Below are 18,592 nucleotides of genomic sequence, written 5' to 3'. Positions count from 1 at the left end.
GGGAGTGATGCGGTGAGTGACAGTGTAGATGAAAGGCTGATTATCGTCCGGTTCTTTCGTCCGAAAAATAAACTGGCCCGTGCCAGCGCGGCACGGGCCTGAGATCAGACGCCGCGCCAGCGTTTGAAGATCAGTGAAGTATTAATGCCACCAAAGGCAAAGTTGTTGCTCTGGATATAGTCGGTTTCAAGCTCACGCGGCTCACCCATGATGTAATCCAGCTGGCCGCCATCTGCTGCCGGTTGCGTCAGGTTCAGGGTTGGCGCAAACCACCCTTCCCGCATCATCTCAATACTCATCCAGGCTTCCAGCGCCCCACAGGCACCCAGCGTATGGCCAAAATAGGACTTCAGCGAGGAGATCGGCGTCGTTTCGCCAAACACCGCCGCCGTCGCCAGACTTTCGGCCATATCACCCCGTTCAGTGGCGGTGCCGTGCGCATTCACATAACCAACGTCTGCGGCCGTGATACCGGCGCTTTGCAACGCCCGCTCGATGCAAATCTGCATGGTTTCCCGCTGCGGCTGAGTAATATGGGCGGCGTCGCAGTTGGTATGAAAACCGGTGATCTCGGCGTAGATCGTTGCACCGCGTGCCAGGGCATGTTCCAGCGACTCAAGGATCAGCGTGCCCGCCCCTTCGCCAATTACCAGACCATCGCGCTGCTGATCAAAGGGTGCGGGCGTGGTGTGCGGCGCGTCATTACGCTGGCTGGTGGCAAACAGGGTGTCAAACACCGCGGCTTCCGACGGACAGAGCTCTTCTGCGCCGCCAGCCACCATCACCGTCTGATACCCGTGACGAATCGCTTCCCAGGCATAGCCAATCGCCTGGCTGCCAGAGGTACAGGCGCTGGAGGTCGGGATCACCCGGCCGCGCAGGCCGAAAAAGAGTCCGGCATTGACGGCCGTGGTATGCGGCATCATCTGCACATAGGTGGTGCCGGTGATATTGTTGGTGTGCTTTTCGGTCAGCATGGTGGCGAACTCGCTGACCGGCCCGGTGCTGCCGGTGGAAGAACCGTAGGCGATACCCGTTTCTCCGCTGGTCAGCACCGGATGGTCAATCAGGCCCGCCTGGGTCAGCGCCAGCTCGGTCGCGCGCGTTGCCAGCAGCGAAACGCGGCCCATGGCGCGGATACGCTTGCGGGTGTAGTGCGCCGGCAGCACAAAGTCATCCACCGGTGCGCCGAGCAGCGTATGCAGCCCGTCGTAGATCTGCCACTCCGGCATAAAGCGCACCGCATTGCGGCCCGCACGGATCCGTGCCGAAACTTCAGCCCAGGACTCACCAAAGGCGGTTACGCCGCCCATGCCGGTTACGACTACCCGCTGGATCACAGCATGCCTCCGTTAATAGAAATGACCTGACGCGTCACGTAGCCTGCAATATCGGACATCAGATAGCTCGCCAGTCCGGCGACCTCTTCAGCCGCGCCCATGCGCTTCATCGGCACGATCTTCATCGCTTCCTCAATCACCTGAGGTTCCAGCCCCTCCATACCGGTATCAATCAGGCCTGGCGCAATGCAGTTAACGGTGATTTTGCGTTTCGCCAGCTCAATCGCCAGCGCCTTAGTGGCACCAATAATGCCCGCTTTCGCCGCGCTGTAGTTCACCTGACCGCGATTACCCATTATCCCCGACACCGACGAGAGCGTGATAATGCGGCCGCCGCGCCGCAGACCGATCATCGGCATCACGCAGGGCTGGATCACATTGTAAAAACTGTCGAGATTGGTGTGGATGACGCTGTCCCACTCCTGATCCGTCAGGGCAGGAAACGCCGCATCGCGGGTGATACCGGCGTTGCTCACCACACCATAATAGGCGCCATATTGCTCAATATCCGCCTCCAGCGCAGCGCGGGTTGCCGCCCGATCGGCCACATCAAATCCCAGCACACGGCCGCTGCCGCCTGCGGTTTCGATCTGCTGCAGGCACTGCTCAGCGCCTGCGCGGTCACGGTTGAAATGGACGATAACCTGATAGCCATCCTGGGCGAGACGCAACGCAATCGCGCGGCCAATCCCTTTACTGGCGCCCGTCACTAATACCGAATCTGTCATGGCTGATTTCCTTGTGACATCAATTGCTGTAATTCTGCTTCATTGGGTTGATACGTATTCAGACGACCGCTGGCAAGCCGCTGAGTGCCGTAACGAATGTCGCCCTCAAAGCTGCCCATGCGGTCATCGCGCATCAGCAGCGTCATTCTGATATCCAGCGTAACACTGGCGGGAAAGAGGGATCGCTCTGCCCGCCAGCCGCGTCCGCCCAGCAGCATGCCGGGCGGGATAAGGGTGGCGCCGCCCTGCTTTGCATGCCAGCCCGACCAGACGCCCACGGTTTGCGCCATCATCTCGACGCCAAACCAGGCGGGCAGTTCACCCTGAGGCGTCAGAAACGGTGTCAGTACGCCACCGGCGCAGGTCGACACCTGACAGTGGACCTGCTCATCATCCACGGCGATCAGCTGATCAAGCAGCAGCATCGGCGCAGCGTGCGGCAGCCAGCGTGCCGCGGGAGAATTAATAACCATGTTGGCGTCCCAGAATCAGACAGGTGTTATTGCCGCCAAAGGCAAAAGAGTTAGAGGCGATGACCGGCCGTTGCAGCGCCTGCGGCTGTAATAACAATCCGCAATCCGGCAGCGTCTCATCCGGCGCCATCTCACTGAAATCCTGCGCGGGCAGCGGCAGATTGTTTTGCAGGATCAGCGCACTGAGGGCGGCTTCACACACTCCTGCCGCGCCGAGCGTATGGCCGGTCAGATGTTTGGTCGAGCTGCACGGCACCGCATTGCCAAACAGGCGCTGAATCACGGCGGCTTCCATCTGGTCGTTAAGCGGCGTTGCAGTGCCGTGCAGATTGATATAACCCACCTGCTCTGGCAACAGATTCGCCTGTTGCAGCGCCATACGCATCGCCCGTTCAGCGCCCTCGCCCTGCGGATGGGGAGCAGACATGTGCCAGGCGTCAGACGATTCGCCAGCTCCCAGTAGCGCCAGCGGCTGCGGTTCCCGCGTCAGCAGCATCAGTGCGGCCCCTTCGCCAATCGAGATGCCGTCGCGATCGCGGCTGAAAGGGGCGCAGCGACGTTCAGAGAGCGACTCCAGGCTGTCGAATCCGTTGATCGGCATCCGGCTCAGCGAGTCCGCACCGCCCACCAGCGCCACATCCACCAGCCCCGCCGCGATCAGCCGCTCACCACTGATAATGGCGCGGGCGCTGGAGGAGCAGGCGGTTGAAATGGTATAGGCCGGGCCATCCAGGCGCAGATAGTGAGCCAGGAAACGGGAGGGATCGCCCAGCTCCTGCATCTGATAGTGATAACCGGACTGACTGCCGCCAATCTGCTGATCGCCCTCATCCACGCCCGAGGTGCTGGTTCCCAACACAATTGCCACTCTGCTGGCACCATAGTGCGCAATCGCCGCATCGAGCGCCGGACGGATTTGCGCCAGCGCGGCCAGCAGCAGCTGGTTATTACGGGTGTTGTGCGCGCTCAGGGCAGCAGGAATCAATGGCAAATCGCCTTCAACCCTGCCAAGCCAGCAGGCGCGGTCGCCGCTCAGCCAGCCATGACGCAGCTGCATGCCGGGTGCCTCACCCCTGGTAAGACTGGCCGCAATCTGCTGAGTGTTGTTCCCCAGGGCATTCAGCATGCCGATGGCAGAGATGTAAATCATGAGCCGTCCAGATGTTGAATGCGGATCTGATAGCCAAACGCATGCTGCTGAATGCTGATGGGCTGGCGCTGATTACCGCGTTGCAGATAGTCGATTTCGGTAACCAGCTGGTTATCGGCATCGATCAGCCGTCGCTTTAACCCCTGATCCTGCAACGTCCAGCCTGGCGGCAGCTGTTTTTGCCACAGCTCCCGTGGCCAGTAGCTGAGCATAATATCCGCCAGCACCTGACTGGCAGGCGGCATCTGCGGCAGCGGCATCAGCTGCTGGGTGTGAATACCGCTGGCATCGTAGCGCAGGCTGAACAGGCGAATACCCACCGAGGAGAGTCCGGCCAGATCAATTTGCTGTTCATCGGCGCTGAGCAGCACCAGCAGTGACTGACTCTGGCCTTTCACCTGTCCGGTCAGCAACTGCTGCTGCTGGAAGGCGGGACGGATGCCCGGCGGTGGCAGCGTCACCTTCACGCCCGGTTTCAGCCAGGCGGTGGGACGACTGCTGTCGGGTGCAGGTCCGGCACAGGCGCTGAGCAGCAGAGCCGTCAGCAGAATAAGAGCGGCGCGGATCATCGTTTACTCCTTGATCGGGTGGGTCGCATCGCCAGCGGCGACAGCAGGAAAGCGCTGAAGATGCCGCTGCATAACACTGTGCCAAAACTGGCAATCGCGCTGGTGCTGCTGAATACCAGCATACCCAGCGTCAGTAAGGTGGTAATCATCGCCAGCGACACTGCCAGCAACGAGGTCAGCGGCGTACCCTGCGGGTTGCTGAAAAAGAGCGTGTAGTTAATGCCGATGCCCAGCACCAGAATCAGTGCCAGCAGCGCAAACAGGTTCAGCGACGCGCCGATCCAGCCCAGCGTTGCCAGCGCCATCGCCAGCGACAGCACTGACGGCAGCGCGCTGCGTAAGCCCGCCTTTAACCCCAGTCGCAGGACAAAACTCAGGGTGATCAGCAGCAGCGCCAGCGCCAGTAACCCGCTCAGCAGGGTGCGCCAGAAGCTGAACAGCGAATCGTAACCTGATTTGCGGTCAATCCAGCTGACGCCCGGACGCTGTTTGGTCAGCTCCGCGAGTGCAGCGCTGTTTTTTACACCGCTGGTGGGGATCAAAACACCGCTGCGCCCGTCTGGCAGCGTCAGCCACAGCAGTCGCCAGCCTTCACTCAGCGGACTCGACAGCCACGCCTCTGGCGTTACCGGCATCGGGGTCAGATCCGGTGCCGGCAGCGTGATACCCGCCTGCTGCAGGCGGGCCGTAATATCCGGTACTGCCTGTTTCAACAGCTGAAGATCCCGCTGTTGCTGCGCCAGCGACGTCAGCGGCAGCAGACGATAGTGCTGCAGCCAGCCCTGCTGCTGCGCCTGGTGCAGATCCGGTGCCAGTTTTTCCAGCCGCTGCAGCGTCTGCTGCGCGTCATCGCCCCAGACCACAAACCAGGTCTGATCGGCGCGCTGTCCGGTCAGGGTTGCCAGCTGGCGATCCTGCTCCAGCAGATGCGCAGGCGCACTTTGCAGATGGGCGATGTCATCATCCACCTTTAACTGGGCGATACCGGCCAGCGCGAAGATCGCCATCGCCATCGGTAATCCGACGCGCAGCCCGCGCTGGCGACGCCAGGCGGCAAGCCAGCGCGCCAGCGGCACCATCAGCGGCACCGGACGCACCGGTAATCCGCGTACCAGCCACGGATAGATCAGAATCACCGTCAGACAGGAGGCCGTTAATCCGCTGGCGGCAAACACCGCCAGCTGCCGCAGCCCCGGGAACGGTGCCAGCAGCATCAGCAGCCAGGCGATGGCGGTGGTCGCCAGCGCCAGCAGCAGCGTGCCGCGGACTTTTCGCAGGCTCTGCCACGGCGTCTGCTGATCGCCGTGCACCATGCGCTCGGTGAGATAATAGAGCGTGTAATCCGCAGAGATGCCGACAATACTCAGGCTCATCACCAGCGTCATCAGATGCAGTTCACCGAAGCAAAGCAGCGTCATCACCGTGCCCGCCATCGCGCCGATGGCCACAGACGTGACCGTCAGCAACAGCGGGCGCAGTGAGCGAAAGACCAGCAGCACCAGCAGGACGACGCCACCCAGCGTCACACTGCCCAGCGTTTTAACGTCATGCTGCGCACGCTGGCTGGCGTTGTCGCTGAACAGCACCGTGCCACGCGTCAGCAGTTTCGCCTGCGGCCAGCGGCTTTTAAGCTGTTGCTCCAGCGCGCTAAGTCGGGTAACCAGCGCATGACTTTGCTGCATACTGAAGGCGTTGTTCGCCAGTTCGCCATGCAGAAAATACCACTGCTGACCCTGTGCATCTTTTACTGTCAGCCAGCCATCATGCAGCGTCATGCGCCCGGCGTTTTGTGCCAGCGCCAGCTGCGAACCCCGCACCAGCATCAGGGGATCGCCCTGCAACTCTTTGCTGCTGACGCCAGAGAAGGCCGAAAAGAGCTGCGCCAGCAGCCAGTCAGCCTGCGCCTCGCCGCCGTTCTGCAAGCGGTCGCGCGTCACCTCATCGATCAGGCCGTTACGGTGTTGCCAGGCAAAGCGGCCCCACTGCTGCTGCTGTTGCCCGTCGAGATCACCCTGCACCTGTTTCAGGTCAGGCAGCGCGCGCAGCTGGGCCAGCCACCAGGCGGCGACCTGAGGATCGTCCTGCTCACCGGGTGAAACCAGCCACACCAGCTGGCGATCCAGCCGCTGCATAAAGCCCTGCTGCAGCGCAGGCGGTGCCGCCCCCAGATTCTGCTGCGGCAGCAGCGCCAGCACGCTGCTGTTGAGCTGACTGCGCGGCAGCAAAAAAGAGAGCGCAGCCGCCAGCAGCAGACAGAGGGCCAGCCACAGGAGGGCCAGCAGCCGATCGTTACGGCCCGGCAAAACGCGCCTGCTCCTCGTCGCTTAACTGCGGCGGTTCAATTCGGGTGTTGCTGAGCTCTATTTGCGTTTTATCGCCCTGCTTATCATCCAGGTTGATGCTGTCCAGGTAGGCGCTGCCCGCCAGCGAGATACGGTTGAAGATTTTGTTGAGCGGCGCCACTTTGGGCGTCAGCTCCAGCGTCCAGGCTCCGTTGCCGCGATCGCTGAAGGCCACGCTGAAGTTCTCGTTCAGCACTTTCTGGTCGGCCTGGAACAGCGCCCGCAAGAGATGGTTGAACTGGAACATCTGCGGGTTGCTGTCGGCGGTGATTACCTGAGGCTTCTGGCCGCTGAGGCTCTGCACCATGCGTTTATCATCCAGCAGCAGCGTCATCACAAAGGGTGTCTGCTGATGCCACCATAAGCCCTGCTCGCGAGCGATCAGCATCTGCCCGTGCGAGACCAGCGGCTGACGCATGCCGGAAATGGTGCGCGTCTGGATAAAGTCTGCCCGAATCACAGGCTGGCTGGCAAAACGCTGCTGCAGCTGATCCAGCGTGACCGCGCTGGCGGCACTGGCCCACAGCAGCAGGCTGGTAAGCACAATTTTCAGCATCCTTTCACTCCTAAACGTTCCAGTAAAATATCGGGTGAAACAAAGCACAACGCCTGACTCTCCTGCTCCACCGCCACCTGCAGAGTATGCGCTTTGGTGGTGATCTGACCGGCAGCATTTCGCACTTCATAGTTGATGCGCAGACGGTTCTCATATTCCGTAATCCGGGCGCTGACGCGAATCGTCTCTTCGCAGCGCAGTGGCTGGCGGTATTTGACCCGGGTATCGACCACCGGCCAGACGTAGCCGCTGGCGGCCATCTCGGCATAGCTGTAGTTAATGCTGCGCAGCAGGGCTTCACGCGCCACTTCGAAAAAGCGGAAATAGTTGCCGTGCCAGACCACGCCCATAGGATCGCAGTCGTGGAATGAGACGGTCAGCACGACTTCAGCATGATGTTCAGTCATGGTCAGACTCCTTGTGGTGCGCCTGTTGATCAGGCAGCGTCCAGAAATCGAAAAAGTTAAACCAGTCGAGCGGCGCCAGCAGTGCGTAATGGGCCAGCCGCGCTGCGTAACGATCCACCGCCTGTTGCAGTGCCTGCTGACGTTGCGCACGCGGCAGCAGCAGCGGATCGGCGAAAGGCTCACAGTGAATACGCAGTTTACCCTGTTGCTGCAGGGCGAACATCAGCAGCACCGGACAGCGCAACGCGGCCGCCAGTACAAACGGCCCCTGTGGAAAGGGCGCGGCGCGGCCCAGAAAGTCGCTCCAGATCACCCGCCGCTCGCCGCCGCGCTGCGGATTGACCGCGGTGCGATCCCCGACAATCGCCACCCATTCGCCCGCATCCAGCTTCTGTTGCAGCAGGATAGCGGTCTCCGGCCCGATATCGCTCACCGGCATCAGATTCACCCCCGCCTGCGGGGCGATGGTTTCCAGCACCGCCCGAAAACGCCGGGCGTTGTCGGTAAACACCAGCGCATTAATCACCAGTCCGCTGACCTGCTGCGCCATCGCGCGACAGGCTTCAATGTCACCAAGATGGGAAGCGAGAATCAGCTTGCCCTGCGGCGTGGGTGTGCGGATCACCGCTTCTGCGCCTGGCGCAAAATCGATATCACGTCCCCAGCGCAGATCGCCGCGCCAGCTGGCCACTTTATCCAGCATTGCCCCGGCGAACCGCAGGAAATGGCGGTAGCTGTTAAGCCGTGGCGGTAACGCAATCTGCTGCTGCTGAGCGGCGGTAGTGACCTGCGCCAGCCACTGCCGGGAAGCGCGTCGCGCGCGCTGACCGCTCAGCCAGTAGACCGCCACTACCGGCCAGAGTAGCAGCGTAAAGGGGAGCCGCCCGCCGTAGCGATAGACCGCCAGCATAAAACGTAATCCCCACTGTCCGCGCCGCTCCGTTTCCGCAGACCAGTGCGTCGGCGGTTTACGCATCGCCAGCAGACGAGGAATGCGCGGCAGCATGCCGAAAAACAGCCGGGTATGCATCCAGGAGATGCGCAGGTTGTCGTAGAGCGCATCGAAGTGTGACAGCCCGCTGGCCGGATAGGTGACGCGGGTCGGGATAAAGCGACTGCGGGTTCCCTGCCAGTAGAGCCGCACCATGATCTCGGTGTCAAAATCCATGCGCTGACCGATGGCCCGGCGATCGCACAGCGCCAGCGTCGCGGCCAGGGGATAGACGCGGAAGCCACACATGCTGTCGCGGATCGACAGCGAAAGCGTTTCAATCCAGACCCAGAAGTGGGTGATGTAGCGACCGTAAAGGCGTGATTTGGGGATCGAGTCGTCATAGAGCGGCTGACCGGAGATCAGCGCGTCGGGATAACGCTCCGCTTCCGCCAGCATCAGCGGCAGATCTTCCGCCTGATGCTGGCCGTCCGCGTCAAGCTGCACCGCATGGGTGAAGCCGCGTGCCGCCGCGGCCCGCAGTCCGTGGATCACCGCCGCGCCTTTACCCTGATTGCTGTCGAGTCGCAGCAGGCTGAGCTGCGGGGCGTGCAGCGTCGCCAGCTGAAGCTGAGTGGCCGCATCGCTGCCATCATCCACCACGATTACCGGCAGATTAAAGGGCGCCAGCCGTGCCAGCACTGACGCCATCATCGCGCCGTGGTTGTAGCAGGGGATCACCACGCAGGGTGAAAACGGGGCGCTTAACACAGCGCGATCTTCCCGCTGCTGGCGATCTGCTCGCCGTCGTTCTTCAGCAGGCTGTAACGGAAACTCAGGCGGGATTTTTCAGCGTCCCAGTCCAGATGCAGTTGCAATAGCGAGTCGGGTAATACCGGCTGCTGAAATTTAATGTTATCAACGGCGGCAAACTGTTTACCGGGCGCAAGCAGTGATACGCCGTAGTGCATCACCCAGTCGAGCTGAGCCACACCCGGCAGAATGGGCAGATGCGGAAAGTGGCCCTGAAACCAGAAGAGTCCGGCATCTATCTGCAGGATCAGCGTGACGCTGTCAGCCCGCAGCTCCCGGCTGCGTTCAATCGGCAACATGAAAAAGTTCCTCTATTTGCGGCCAGGCGCGTTTGCTTTGGGTGGTCACCGGAATAGTGGCCACAATCCGCCAGTAGCGTGGCATCGCCAGCGGTTCCAGCCAACGCTGCAGCTGGCGTTTCCACTGCTGCCTGCGCTGATGCAGAGCCGCCTCATCCAGTGCGCTGTTCAGCGCCAGCACGACGCCAATCGCCTGACGCTCATGACGCGTGACCACCAGTGCTACGGCATCCTCTATTTCCGGCAGGTCGGTCAGACGGCGCTCTATCTCGCTTAATGAGATGCGCTTGTCACCGATTTTTACGATGCGATCGTGGCGGCCTGCAAGCTGAAATCCGCCGTCCGGCTGCATAGTCAGTCGATCGTCGAGCTGCAGCCCGCTGTCACCGGCAATCAGCGGCGACCAGACCTGCCAGCGATCGGGCGTCACCTGCTCCAGCCTGACCTGCGGGAAGCGGCGCCAAGGCGCCTCCGCCCGATCGCATTGACGCCAGGCCAGAATGCCGGTTTCGGTGCTGCCGTAGATTTCACTGACCTGACAGCCAAAGCGCTGCCAGACCTGCTCCGCATCAGAGTCGCGCAGTGCGCCACCGGCAGAGACAATCAGTTCACTGGCGGGCGCTTTCAGCGTGCTGTCCAGCCGCGATAAAAAGGCCGGGCTGCTGATAAAGGCATAGCGAACGTCGCGCGGAAGCTGGGCCAGTTGTTCACCGTAAAACAGCGGCTGGGCGGCAAACGGCAGCCTGAGCATCATCGGCAGGAAAAGTCGAAACGATAAACCGTAGAGATGCTGATGGCTGACCGAGGCGATGACCCGGCACCCCCGCAACTGTTCGGCCCACAGGCTGCTGAGCCAGCGGCTCTCCTGCTCCATCACCGCCAGCGACTTCACTACCTGACGCGGTGCGCCGGTGGATCCCGAGGTGAAGAGCACCAGCTCTGCACTCTCCGGCAGCGGCGGCAGCGGCCCCTGCGCTTCTGCGTCGTCCCACGCCAGCAGCGGCAGGCTGACCGCCAGCGGCATGTCGCACAGCACGCCATCCAGCCGATCATGCCTCTCATCCAGCAGCGCGGCGCGGCAGTGACCCGGCATCACCGGCGTTTTGCCGGCATACCAGCATGCCAGCAGCGCCACACAAAAACGATAACTGTCATCAAAACAGAGCGCCCAGTAGCTGCCCGGTTGTGCTGCCAAGCGCTGGCGGAGCGCCACGACCTGACGATGCATCGCGCTGAGCATCAAACGTTGATCGCCGCGCCAGGCAACCTCGCGATCGTCTCCCGTCAGCCAGTCGGCCACTCTCATGCTTTTCGCCTCACGCGCTGACGTACCAGCCATTCAGCACTCATCAGCGCTGCGATTAACAGATAACTTATGCCGCCATTCCACAGCGTCCAGAGCCGCAGATCGCCCAGCAAACAGGTATAGAGCGCCATGCTGCCGTTGCCGATAAAAAACAGGCACCAGATTTGGGTGACGCGGCGGGTATAGCGCACTGCCGCAGGGGGAAGCACGGGCTCACGCAGCCGGGCGATGCGTTCCACCAGCGGCATCGCACTCCAGAGTGAGGCGCCAAACACCAGCAGCATCGCCAGATTGACCGCCACCGGATACCACAGCAGCAGATGCTGAGTGCGTAATAGCTGGCTGCTGACACAGAGCAGTGCACCGAGCAGCGCCAGCCAGCCCATGACCGCGCCCATGGCGTTTTGCTGACGACGCAGCTGCAGCCAGCGCAGGCCAAACAGCAGTGCCAGCAGCCAGAACAATCCCTGCCAGCGCGGCTGGGTCAGCGCCAGCCAGACCAGCAGTGGCCAGGCTAGCAGCGTAAGCAGATTCAGCAGGCGAAGCGTAGCAGCAGGCACGGCGGGATCAGGCGTCTTCGCGCATCAGTTGTTCCACGGCATCCACCACATCCTGCACGGTGCGCACTGCGCGGAAAGTTTCCGGTTTAATTTTACGGCCGGTACGTTTTTGCAGATGAACCACCATATCGACAGCATCAATGCTGTCGAGTTCGAGATCTTCATACAGACGTGCCCCGGGATGGATATCCTCAGGCGCAATTTCAAACAGGCTGGTCAGCAGCGAAGCCACTTCCTGATAGATCTGTTCTTTGTTCATCATAAGGTTGTCTCCGCTTTCAGCCGCGCTGTTGGTTGACGAACGCAGCCAGCGTCGCAACAGAGAAAAAGTGCGCGCGCAGGGTTTCACTCTCAGCGGACAGCGCCACGCCGTAGCGATTTTTCACTGCCAGGCCAAGTTCCAGTGCATCAATCGAATCCAGCCCCAGTCCGTCGCCAAACAGTGCAGCGTCGGTCTCTATATCATCGGGACTGAGATCTTCAAGGTTCAGCGTGTCGATAATCATCTGTTTGATATCGTTAATTAATGAATCCATACCGGTTTTCGTCTTACCTGTTCTGGGGGACCAGCGCCTGCTGTAAATGGCGGGTCAGGCGACGCGCGGCCAGCGGCTGCGCATCGGGATTGCTTTCACAAAACGACTGACTGTCGATTCGCGTTTGTACACGCACGGTAAACAGCGGTTTAACCGGCGGAATCTGATACCAGCGGCTCTGTTTATCAAGCATACGCTGGCTACAGGTGATGTGAACCACACGCAGATCGCATCCGGCGCGCACCGCAATATTGGCTGCCCCGCGCTGCAGAGTCAGTGGATGACCGTAGCGGGTGCGGGTGCCTTCCGGAAAGATCAGGATATTGTCGCCGCGCGCCAGTCGCTGCTGGCTGTCCGGCAACAGCGTCTCCGCTTCACTGTTGATCAGATAGTCCGCGGCGCGGATCACCCCACGCATAAAGGGGTTCTTTTGCAGATCGGCTTTAACCAGACAATCCATCTCTGGCAGTACCGAAGCGATCATCACGTAGTCGATCAGTGATGGATGATTGGCGACAATCAGGCATCCGCGATCCTGTTGCAGCAGCTCTGCGCCTTCAATCCGGTAGTCATAGACCCCGGTCATCCGGCAGAATCGCAGAAAGCAACGGAAGCTAAAGGCGATAGCGCGTCGGGCCAGGAGGCGGCGGCGCAGCGAATCGCGCTGTACCAGCAGCAGCAGGTTGAAGCCAATCAGCGACAGCAGCAGTCCGCCTATGCCAAACAGCGTAAAACTCACCGCCGTCATCACCAGCCGCCAGCAATAGTTCATGCGGCTGCCGGTGTAGTGCGCCGGTTGTGAACAATCAGCCATGATGTCTCTCCCAGTGCCATGTCAGGCGTTCGCCCGGCAGGCTGAAGGTGGGCGATTCCGCCAGCCACTGCTGCAGAAAGCGCAGGCTTTGCGGTAACCCTGTTTCTGCCCTCTCCTCTCTGCCAGCACGGCCAGTGCAGTGCAGCTGGTCGCCCGGGCGCAGCAGCAGCGCCACCGCATAGGGAAAGTTCACACGCTGTTCCGGCAGCCACGGCAGATAGTAGTCAGGCACGATGCCGTCGAAATCGACCAGCAGTACCTGCTGATAACCCGCCTGATGCAGCGCGCTGACTTCGATCAATCCCTGCTGAAACGAGTCGACTCCGGCGGCGATTGAGGTGGAGACCAGTGGTGCTTTGGCTGCAATGGTCAGGCTGCCGACCGCCGAATTGTGAACCGACATGGCAAAATCCGTGGGTGACATTGACTGCTGATCGGCCAGGGTTGTGAGGATACGCAGATTACGTTCCAGTTCACCGTGACGACTGGTGAACACGATAGCGTCAACCTGCTGACGCGCAAGCAGCGCCAGCCCACACTCTACCGCCGCACGACTGCCGCCGCTCAGACGACGTGCTGTCATCATCGGTAAAAATTGCGGCTTTGCCATCGCCTCTTTAGGGTCTATGACGTTGCCCTGTTGCGCCCAGTGCTGCCAGCCCTCGCCCCCGTGTAATCCCGGAGCCAGAGCCTGCCAGTCGACCAGTGAGTAAGCGAGTCTCATCTCAACACTCTTTTTGTCATATGTGTGGCGTCGGCGTTTATCGGGGCGTCATCCCGGCCCTCTGCAAAAAAAGTGCCTCCTGGAAACCCTCTGCCGATTCCGCATCAGGCCTTCACGGTAGAGGGTTACTCAGTGGTTCAGCAATAGCAGCTCATCTGATTTGTCGGCCGGCTGCCGGAGATCTTTATGCTTTGATCGTCTGTCGACACATCATTGCGACAGCGCACGCATTACTGAGCGGCAAGAGCAGAGAGTCGTAACTGAATATCCTGATCGAGATTGGCAATCCAGCGGTTGTAGTTATTGTGGATCTCGCCCTGCTCCGCTTTCAGGTTCTCACTGCTGACATAATCGATGCGGTAGTTCTGGCTGGTATACGTGATGCGAATAGTCGCCACGAAATCACGCTGGGCCAGACGACCATTGATCACGCCAGGCGAAACGGGAGTCATCACCCATTTCCGGCCAATACCCGCTTCGATGATCGCCAGTTTCATCTGGTTGTCGCTGTAACGCTGAGTGAGCGTTTGATTCACGTTATGAATCGGCGCAGTGCGCGCACAGCCGGTTAATAACGCAGCGACCACGGCCAGCGTGCAAATAGTTTTTTTATTCATGATGAATCCCTTCTTTTATTTTTATATCAGTAAGTTAAACGGATAATCCGTCTCGCGCAGGTTAAGCTTTCAGTGCGCTTTTCCGTCTGGCTGGCTTAAAACCCGCGCATGATACCACCGAATGTAAAGACAGGTAAGCAGAAGTATGCATGGGTTTTAGGGGGTTATTTGGGGGATTAAAGCGGGGAATATACGCAGTCGCCGCGACAGCGCAGAGGCCGATCCCTGCCGCAGAAACTCTGGCTGCGGCTGGATCGGTCTGGGGATTACTGTGTGGAGGCGGGTGTCCAGCCACCGCCCAGCGCGCGGTAGAGATCGATCTGCGCCAGCAGCAGGTTATTTTTGACAGTCACCCGATTCAGCTGCGTTGAAAACAGGGTGCGCTGCGCATCCAGTTCATCCAGATAGGAGGCGTAGCCGTTCTGATAGCGATTGCGGGCAATGCGCAGCGCCTCCGTTACATAGGCTTCCTGCTTTTGCAGCTCCTGAAGTTGTGCCTCACGCTGCCTGATAGCGTCTATTGCATCGTTAACTTCCGAGAAGGCGTTGCGCACCACTTTTTCATAGCCATAAAGTGCCTGATTTCGCGTCGCCATTGAGACATCCACCTGCGCCGTCAGCGCTTCACGGTTCAGCAGCGGTGCCAGGATGCTGCCGCCCACGCTCCACAGCCGGAACGGATCATCCGCGAGCTGATGCAGAACCGAACTCTGCAGAGTGCCGGTCGCAGTGAGGTTAAGCCCAGGCAGCAGCTTAGCGCGCGACGATGCCAGGCTGGCATCTGCGGCCAGTAACTGACGCTGAGCCTGCACAATATCCGGACGGCGATTAAGCAGCTCTGATGGCAGCAGCGACGGCATCCGCTGCGGTGAAATCTGGTCAAACTGCTGACGACGGGCGATGCTGCGCGGGTTCATACCCACCAGAAGGCTCAGCGCATTCTCCTGCTGGGTGATCTGGTGCTGCAACTGAGGCATCTGCGCTTTGGCCGACTGATATTCCGAGGCGGCCTGCATCCACTCCAGCCTGGAGGTGTAGCCGGTTTCAAACTGACGCTGTGCCAGCTTCAGCGAATTGTTGCGGGTCGCCAGCGTCGCCTCCGTGACCCGCAACTGCTCATCCAGCGCGCACAGGTTGAGATAACCTGACGCCACCGAACTGGCGATGGTCAGCTCGGCGGCAGACGCAGCGGCCTGCTGCGCCGCTAAACTCGCCTGCGATGCGGTGATGCTGCTGCTGCGTGCTCCCCAGAGATCGACCTCGTAGTTCGCTTGTAATAAGCCCTGAAAAATATCGGTTTCATAGGGCTGGCCCGTCACTGACGAGAGCGTACGCTCCCGGGTCGCGGCCACACCGGCGCTCAGGGTCGGAAAGTTATCGCCCTGCGTGGCGCGCAGCTGGGCGCGATACTGGTCAACCCGGGATCGCGCCGTGAGGATATCGGGGTTATTGCGCAGCGCCTGCGTCACCAGCCGGTTGAGATTTTCATCATGAAAAGCGCGCCACCACTCCGCCTCCGGTGCAGCAGATGGCCCGACACTATTGCGCCAGGCGTCAGGGATCGGCAGAGAGGCCGGTGCCTTTTCAACCTGCGTGGCACAGCTGGTCAGAAGGAGTGCCAGTGCGCTTACCATTAAGCCGCGCCGCATCATGGCGCACCCTCACCAGCGGGTTGTGCGGCGGTGTCGATGTTGACTTCGACCGACATACCCGGGCGTAACTGATGCATATCCTGGCCATTGATGCGGATGCGAACCGGAATGCGCTGCGCAATTTTAACGAAGTTACCGGTGGCGTTGTCGGGCGAAATCGCGCTGAACTCTGAGCCTGCGGCCGGAGAGATAAATTCAACCTGACCCGTAAAGCGTTTGCCATCCAGCGCATCGACCCGAATCGTCACCGGCAGGCCAGGACGAATATTTGCCAGCTGGGTCTCTTTCAGATTCGCGATAATCCATTTGTGATTAGGCACCACCGAGGTCAGGCGCGTACCTGCCGTGACATAGGCGCCGGTGCGCACCGCCAGCTGGCCGAGCTGGCCATCATCGGGCGCGGTAATCCGGGTATTCGCCAGATCGATCTCCGCCAGCTCCAGCGCGGCGCGGGCGCTGTCGACATCGCCTTTCAGCGCGTCACGGTTAACGATGACGGTTTGCAGATTCTGCTGGGCGACGGCGATCTGCGCCGCAGCCTGACGAACCTGCGCCTGCGCCTGGGCGTCTGCGGCCCGGGCGGCGTCGCGCTCACGCACTGACAGGGATCCATCCGCCGTGAGATTTTCGACACGCTTCAGATCGAAGCCGCTTTTCAGCGCCTGTGCTTTGGCATTCTCCAGTGCCGCTTTATTGCTCTGGATGGTCGCTTCTGCGCTGCGACGCTGCTGCAGGTTATTGTTCAGCGCCGCCTGCTTCATCGCCAGCTGCGCCTGCGCCTGATGCACCCGCTGGCGATAGATACGGTCGTCAATCGTCATCAGCAACTGCCCTTTTTTCACCGGCTGCAGATCGATCACCTCGACTGAGGTGAGATAGCCATTAACCTGCGGGCTGATAAAGGTCACCTGACCGCGCACATAGGCATTCTCAGTGCTTTGTATTGCGCTGGTGAAGGGCCAGAGTTGCCAGGCGTAAAGAATAACCAGTACACCAATCACCACAATGCCGCTACCTGCGGCGATAGAAAGAATACGGCGGCGATTCGCGCGTTCGCGTTCCGCCGCCTGAAGCTCATCCTGCTGACTCATTGTTTCTCCGTTGATTCCTGTAATGCGGCCAGCTGTTGCTGCTCACGCAGGTTAAATTGCGCCTGACGCCAGTCAAGATAACGACGACGGGTCAAACGCCAGATCACCCACATCAGGGTGACCAGTGCCAGCGCGGCAGTTAACAGGTAGGTGTCGTTATAGGCGAGCACGTTGGCCTGCAGCGTGGCGATTACCTGTAACTGGCTGGTGCTCTGCGCGCCGCGCAGAACGTCGTCACCCACCAGCGAATTAAACAGCGCATTATACTGGCTGAGCCGTTCGGTGACGTTGGGATCGAGCAGTGAGAGCTGATCGCCCAGCAGGCTGGAGTGATATTTTTCCCGCCAGACCTGAAACGTGCCAAGAATAGCCGAGCCGATCAGCCCGCCGAGGTTCTGACTCATGCCAAACAGCACCACGAAGCTCACCAGATTTTTCGGCTGAGTCACCACGCTGCCAATGCCCATCAGCATCGCGGGCGCCATGAAAAAGGCGCTGCTGAAGCCCAGCAGAAACTGGCTGAAATACATATTGCTGGCGCGGGTCAGTGGACTGGATTGCGCATCCATCAGCGAGGCGATAATCATCACCACCAGCGAGGTGACAATCGGCCAGTTGAGATGATTGGGCTTGATAGTCAGCGCACTGGCGGCGATGCCCGCAATAACCCCGGCCATGATCGCCAGCGCCAGACCGCGCATCTGATCGTTCTGCAAGCCAATCTGCTGCAGAAAGCCGATTGCACCGGTGTTCTGTTCCGCCAGTACGATACGGATCATGATCATCACAATGCCCAGCCGCAACATCATGCCGCTGCTTAGCCAGCGGGTATTGATCAGCGGGTTGCGCCGGTTATGCTCAATGACGATCGCAGCGACAATCAGCGTCAGGGCGATCGCGGTACAGATACCGAGCCAGGGCGTGGTAAACCACCACTCAATACGGCCCAGCGTCAGTACGCCGCACAGCAGCGCCATACCGGGTGCCAGCAGGATAAAGGTGACGAAATCCATCTTTTCAAAGGTTTTGATGCGATCGCCCGGTGGCAGTTTCACCAGCAGTACCCCGCCCAGCGCAATCAGCGCCAGACCGAGTTCAAACAGATAGAGACCGCGCCACTCGTTGAGCTGCAGCAATTCCGAAGAGAATAAGCGGGCCAGCGGGATAGCCAGTTGCGATACCGTCAGGCCAATCACCAGCGCTTTCAGCCGATGTTTCGCAGGCCAGGCCTGTACCTGATAGTAGATGCCCAGAGAGCTGAGCGCCGCAGCCACCATACCGTGAGCGGTGCGCACAATGATTGCCGAACTGAGATCGTTGGCGAAGAGATGGAAAAACGCCACCAGTACATACAGCACCAGAAACGCCTCGGTAAAGACACGCAGGCCAAACTGCTGGCGGAATTTCACCAGCAGCAGGTTAATAGAGATGTTGCCCATCACGTAGACCGCGGGCAGCCAGGCAATCTCATTCGACCAGGCACCAAAGGTACCCTGCAGGTTGACCAGATTCGCCGTGACCAGCGCGTTACTCAGCGCACCGGTCAGCGAGATAAGTAAACCGATCAGGCCAAACGCCAGGCGTTTTGGCATCGGATGCAGCGGCGTCGAGGGCGATCCCGGCAGCATCGGTTTTTCGTGCGGCAACCACTCGCGTGCAGCGTAGGGATTTCGCTTTGCCACTG

Annotated in this window: 20 protein-coding genes; all 20 read right to left on the bottom strand. The window is 60.3% G+C overall.

The window, feature by feature from the left end:
• Positions 1 to 104: 104 nt before the first annotated feature.
• The 20 genes from LC417_RS08230 to LC417_RS08135 all read right to left on the bottom strand — a co-directional run bounded on the left by LC417_RS08230 (position 105) and on the right by LC417_RS08135 (position 18,590).
• The gene (locus tag LC417_RS08230; RefSeq protein ID WP_187484160.1) at positions 105 to 1,340 is read right to left on the bottom strand and encodes a beta-ketoacyl-ACP synthase; all 1,236 of its coding nucleotides are present in this window, start codon (positions 1,338 to 1,340) and stop codon (positions 105 to 107) included.
• The gene (locus tag LC417_RS08225) at positions 1,337 to 2,068 is read right to left on the bottom strand and encodes a 3-ketoacyl-ACP reductase FabG2 (RefSeq protein ID WP_060679923.1); all 732 of its coding nucleotides are present in this window, start codon (positions 2,066 to 2,068) and stop codon (positions 1,337 to 1,339) included. The genes LC417_RS08230 and LC417_RS08225 overlap by 4 nt, the downstream gene beginning before the upstream one ends.
• Positions 2,065 to 2,541: a 3-hydroxy-fatty acyl-ACP dehydratase gene (locus LC417_RS08220; RefSeq protein ID WP_033771422.1), complete on the bottom strand. Its 477-nt coding sequence runs from the start codon at positions 2,539 to 2,541 to the stop codon at positions 2,065 to 2,067. The genes LC417_RS08225 and LC417_RS08220 overlap by 4 nt, the downstream gene beginning before the upstream one ends.
• A complete protein-coding gene (locus tag LC417_RS08215) occupies positions 2,531 to 3,691 on the bottom strand; it encodes a beta-ketoacyl-[acyl-carrier-protein] synthase family protein (protein ID WP_163798254.1) in 1,161 nt (386 codons plus the stop codon). Before LC417_RS08215 ends, LC417_RS08220 begins: the two co-directional genes overlap by 11 nt.
• Positions 3,688 to 4,260 (bottom strand): DUF3261 domain-containing protein, encoded by a 573-nt coding sequence (locus tag LC417_RS08210; protein WP_031593666.1) that lies wholly within the window; start codon positions 4,258 to 4,260, stop codon positions 3,688 to 3,690. The genes LC417_RS08215 and LC417_RS08210 overlap by 4 nt, the downstream gene beginning before the upstream one ends.
• The gene (locus tag LC417_RS08205; RefSeq protein WP_062757372.1) at positions 4,257 to 6,563 is read right to left on the bottom strand and encodes an MMPL family transporter; all 2,307 of its coding nucleotides are present in this window, start codon (positions 6,561 to 6,563) and stop codon (positions 4,257 to 4,259) included. The genes LC417_RS08210 and LC417_RS08205 overlap by 4 nt, the downstream gene beginning before the upstream one ends.
• Positions 6,550 to 7,158, bottom strand: a complete 609-nt coding sequence (locus tag LC417_RS08200; protein WP_122889019.1) for an outer membrane lipoprotein carrier protein LolA — start codon at positions 7,156 to 7,158, stop codon at positions 6,550 to 6,552. The genes LC417_RS08205 and LC417_RS08200 overlap by 14 nt, the downstream gene beginning before the upstream one ends.
• A complete protein-coding gene (locus LC417_RS08195; RefSeq protein ID WP_223565695.1) occupies positions 7,152 to 7,565 on the bottom strand; it encodes a thioesterase family protein in 414 nt (137 codons plus the stop codon). The genes LC417_RS08200 and LC417_RS08195 overlap by 7 nt, the downstream gene beginning before the upstream one ends.
• The gene (locus tag LC417_RS08190; RefSeq protein ID WP_033786573.1) at positions 7,558 to 9,267 is read right to left on the bottom strand and encodes a glycosyltransferase; all 1,710 of its coding nucleotides are present in this window, start codon (positions 9,265 to 9,267) and stop codon (positions 7,558 to 7,560) included. The genes LC417_RS08195 and LC417_RS08190 overlap by 8 nt, the downstream gene beginning before the upstream one ends.
• The gene (locus LC417_RS08185) at positions 9,261 to 9,608 is read right to left on the bottom strand and encodes a 3-hydroxyacyl-ACP dehydratase FabZ family protein (protein ID WP_010669819.1); all 348 of its coding nucleotides are present in this window, start codon (positions 9,606 to 9,608) and stop codon (positions 9,261 to 9,263) included. Before LC417_RS08185 ends, LC417_RS08190 begins: the two co-directional genes overlap by 7 nt.
• A complete protein-coding gene (locus LC417_RS08180; protein WP_308116960.1) occupies positions 9,595 to 10,914 on the bottom strand; it encodes an AMP-binding protein in 1,320 nt (439 codons plus the stop codon). The genes LC417_RS08185 and LC417_RS08180 overlap by 14 nt, the downstream gene beginning before the upstream one ends.
• A complete protein-coding gene (locus tag LC417_RS08175) occupies positions 10,911 to 11,474 on the bottom strand; it encodes a hypothetical protein (protein ID WP_022625894.1) in 564 nt (187 codons plus the stop codon). The genes LC417_RS08180 and LC417_RS08175 overlap by 4 nt, the downstream gene beginning before the upstream one ends.
• A gap of 7 nt (positions 11,475 to 11,481) precedes the next feature.
• Positions 11,482 to 11,736, bottom strand: a complete 255-nt coding sequence (locus LC417_RS08170) for an acyl carrier protein (protein WP_111533659.1) — start codon at positions 11,734 to 11,736, stop codon at positions 11,482 to 11,484.
• 16 nt (positions 11,737 to 11,752) lie between these two features.
• Positions 11,753 to 12,010, bottom strand: a complete 258-nt coding sequence (locus LC417_RS08165) for a phosphopantetheine-binding protein (RefSeq protein WP_010669816.1) — start codon at positions 12,008 to 12,010, stop codon at positions 11,753 to 11,755.
• A gap of 13 nt (positions 12,011 to 12,023) precedes the next feature.
• The gene (locus LC417_RS08160; protein ID WP_022625895.1) at positions 12,024 to 12,824 is read right to left on the bottom strand and encodes a 1-acyl-sn-glycerol-3-phosphate acyltransferase; all 801 of its coding nucleotides are present in this window, start codon (positions 12,822 to 12,824) and stop codon (positions 12,024 to 12,026) included.
• Positions 12,817 to 13,548, bottom strand: coding sequence for a beta-ketoacyl synthase chain length factor (locus tag LC417_RS08155; RefSeq protein WP_223564197.1), 732 nt, complete (start codon positions 13,546 to 13,548; stop codon positions 12,817 to 12,819). The genes LC417_RS08160 and LC417_RS08155 overlap by 8 nt, the downstream gene beginning before the upstream one ends.
• A 230-nt stretch (positions 13,549 to 13,778) precedes the next feature.
• Positions 13,779 to 14,165, bottom strand: coding sequence for a hypothetical protein (locus tag LC417_RS08150; RefSeq protein ID WP_010669813.1), 387 nt, complete (start codon positions 14,163 to 14,165; stop codon positions 13,779 to 13,781).
• A gap of 266 nt (positions 14,166 to 14,431) precedes the next feature.
• Positions 14,432 to 15,817 (bottom strand): efflux transporter outer membrane subunit, encoded by a 1,386-nt coding sequence (locus LC417_RS08145; protein WP_374197796.1) that lies wholly within the window; start codon positions 15,815 to 15,817, stop codon positions 14,432 to 14,434.
• Positions 15,814 to 16,908, bottom strand: coding sequence for an HlyD family secretion protein (locus tag LC417_RS08140; RefSeq protein ID WP_010246464.1), 1,095 nt, complete (start codon positions 16,906 to 16,908; stop codon positions 15,814 to 15,816). Before LC417_RS08140 ends, LC417_RS08145 begins: the two co-directional genes overlap by 4 nt.
• Positions 16,905 to 18,590 carry an MFS transporter gene (locus LC417_RS08135; protein ID WP_223565693.1) on the bottom strand — a complete coding sequence of 562 codons (1,686 nt, stop codon included), beginning with the start codon at positions 18,588 to 18,590 and terminating at the stop codon, positions 16,905 to 16,907. Before LC417_RS08135 ends, LC417_RS08140 begins: the two co-directional genes overlap by 4 nt.
• Between the last annotated feature and the right edge of the window lie 2 nt (positions 18,591 to 18,592).

It is taken from the genome of Pantoea sp. OVA07A, assembly GCF_019969975.1.
Taxonomy (GTDB): domain Bacteria; phylum Pseudomonadota; class Gammaproteobacteria; order Enterobacterales; family Enterobacteriaceae; genus Pantoea; species Pantoea agglomerans.
Note: the sequence above shows the minus strand (reverse complement) of the source record. Positions and strands in the feature narration are given on the sequence as shown.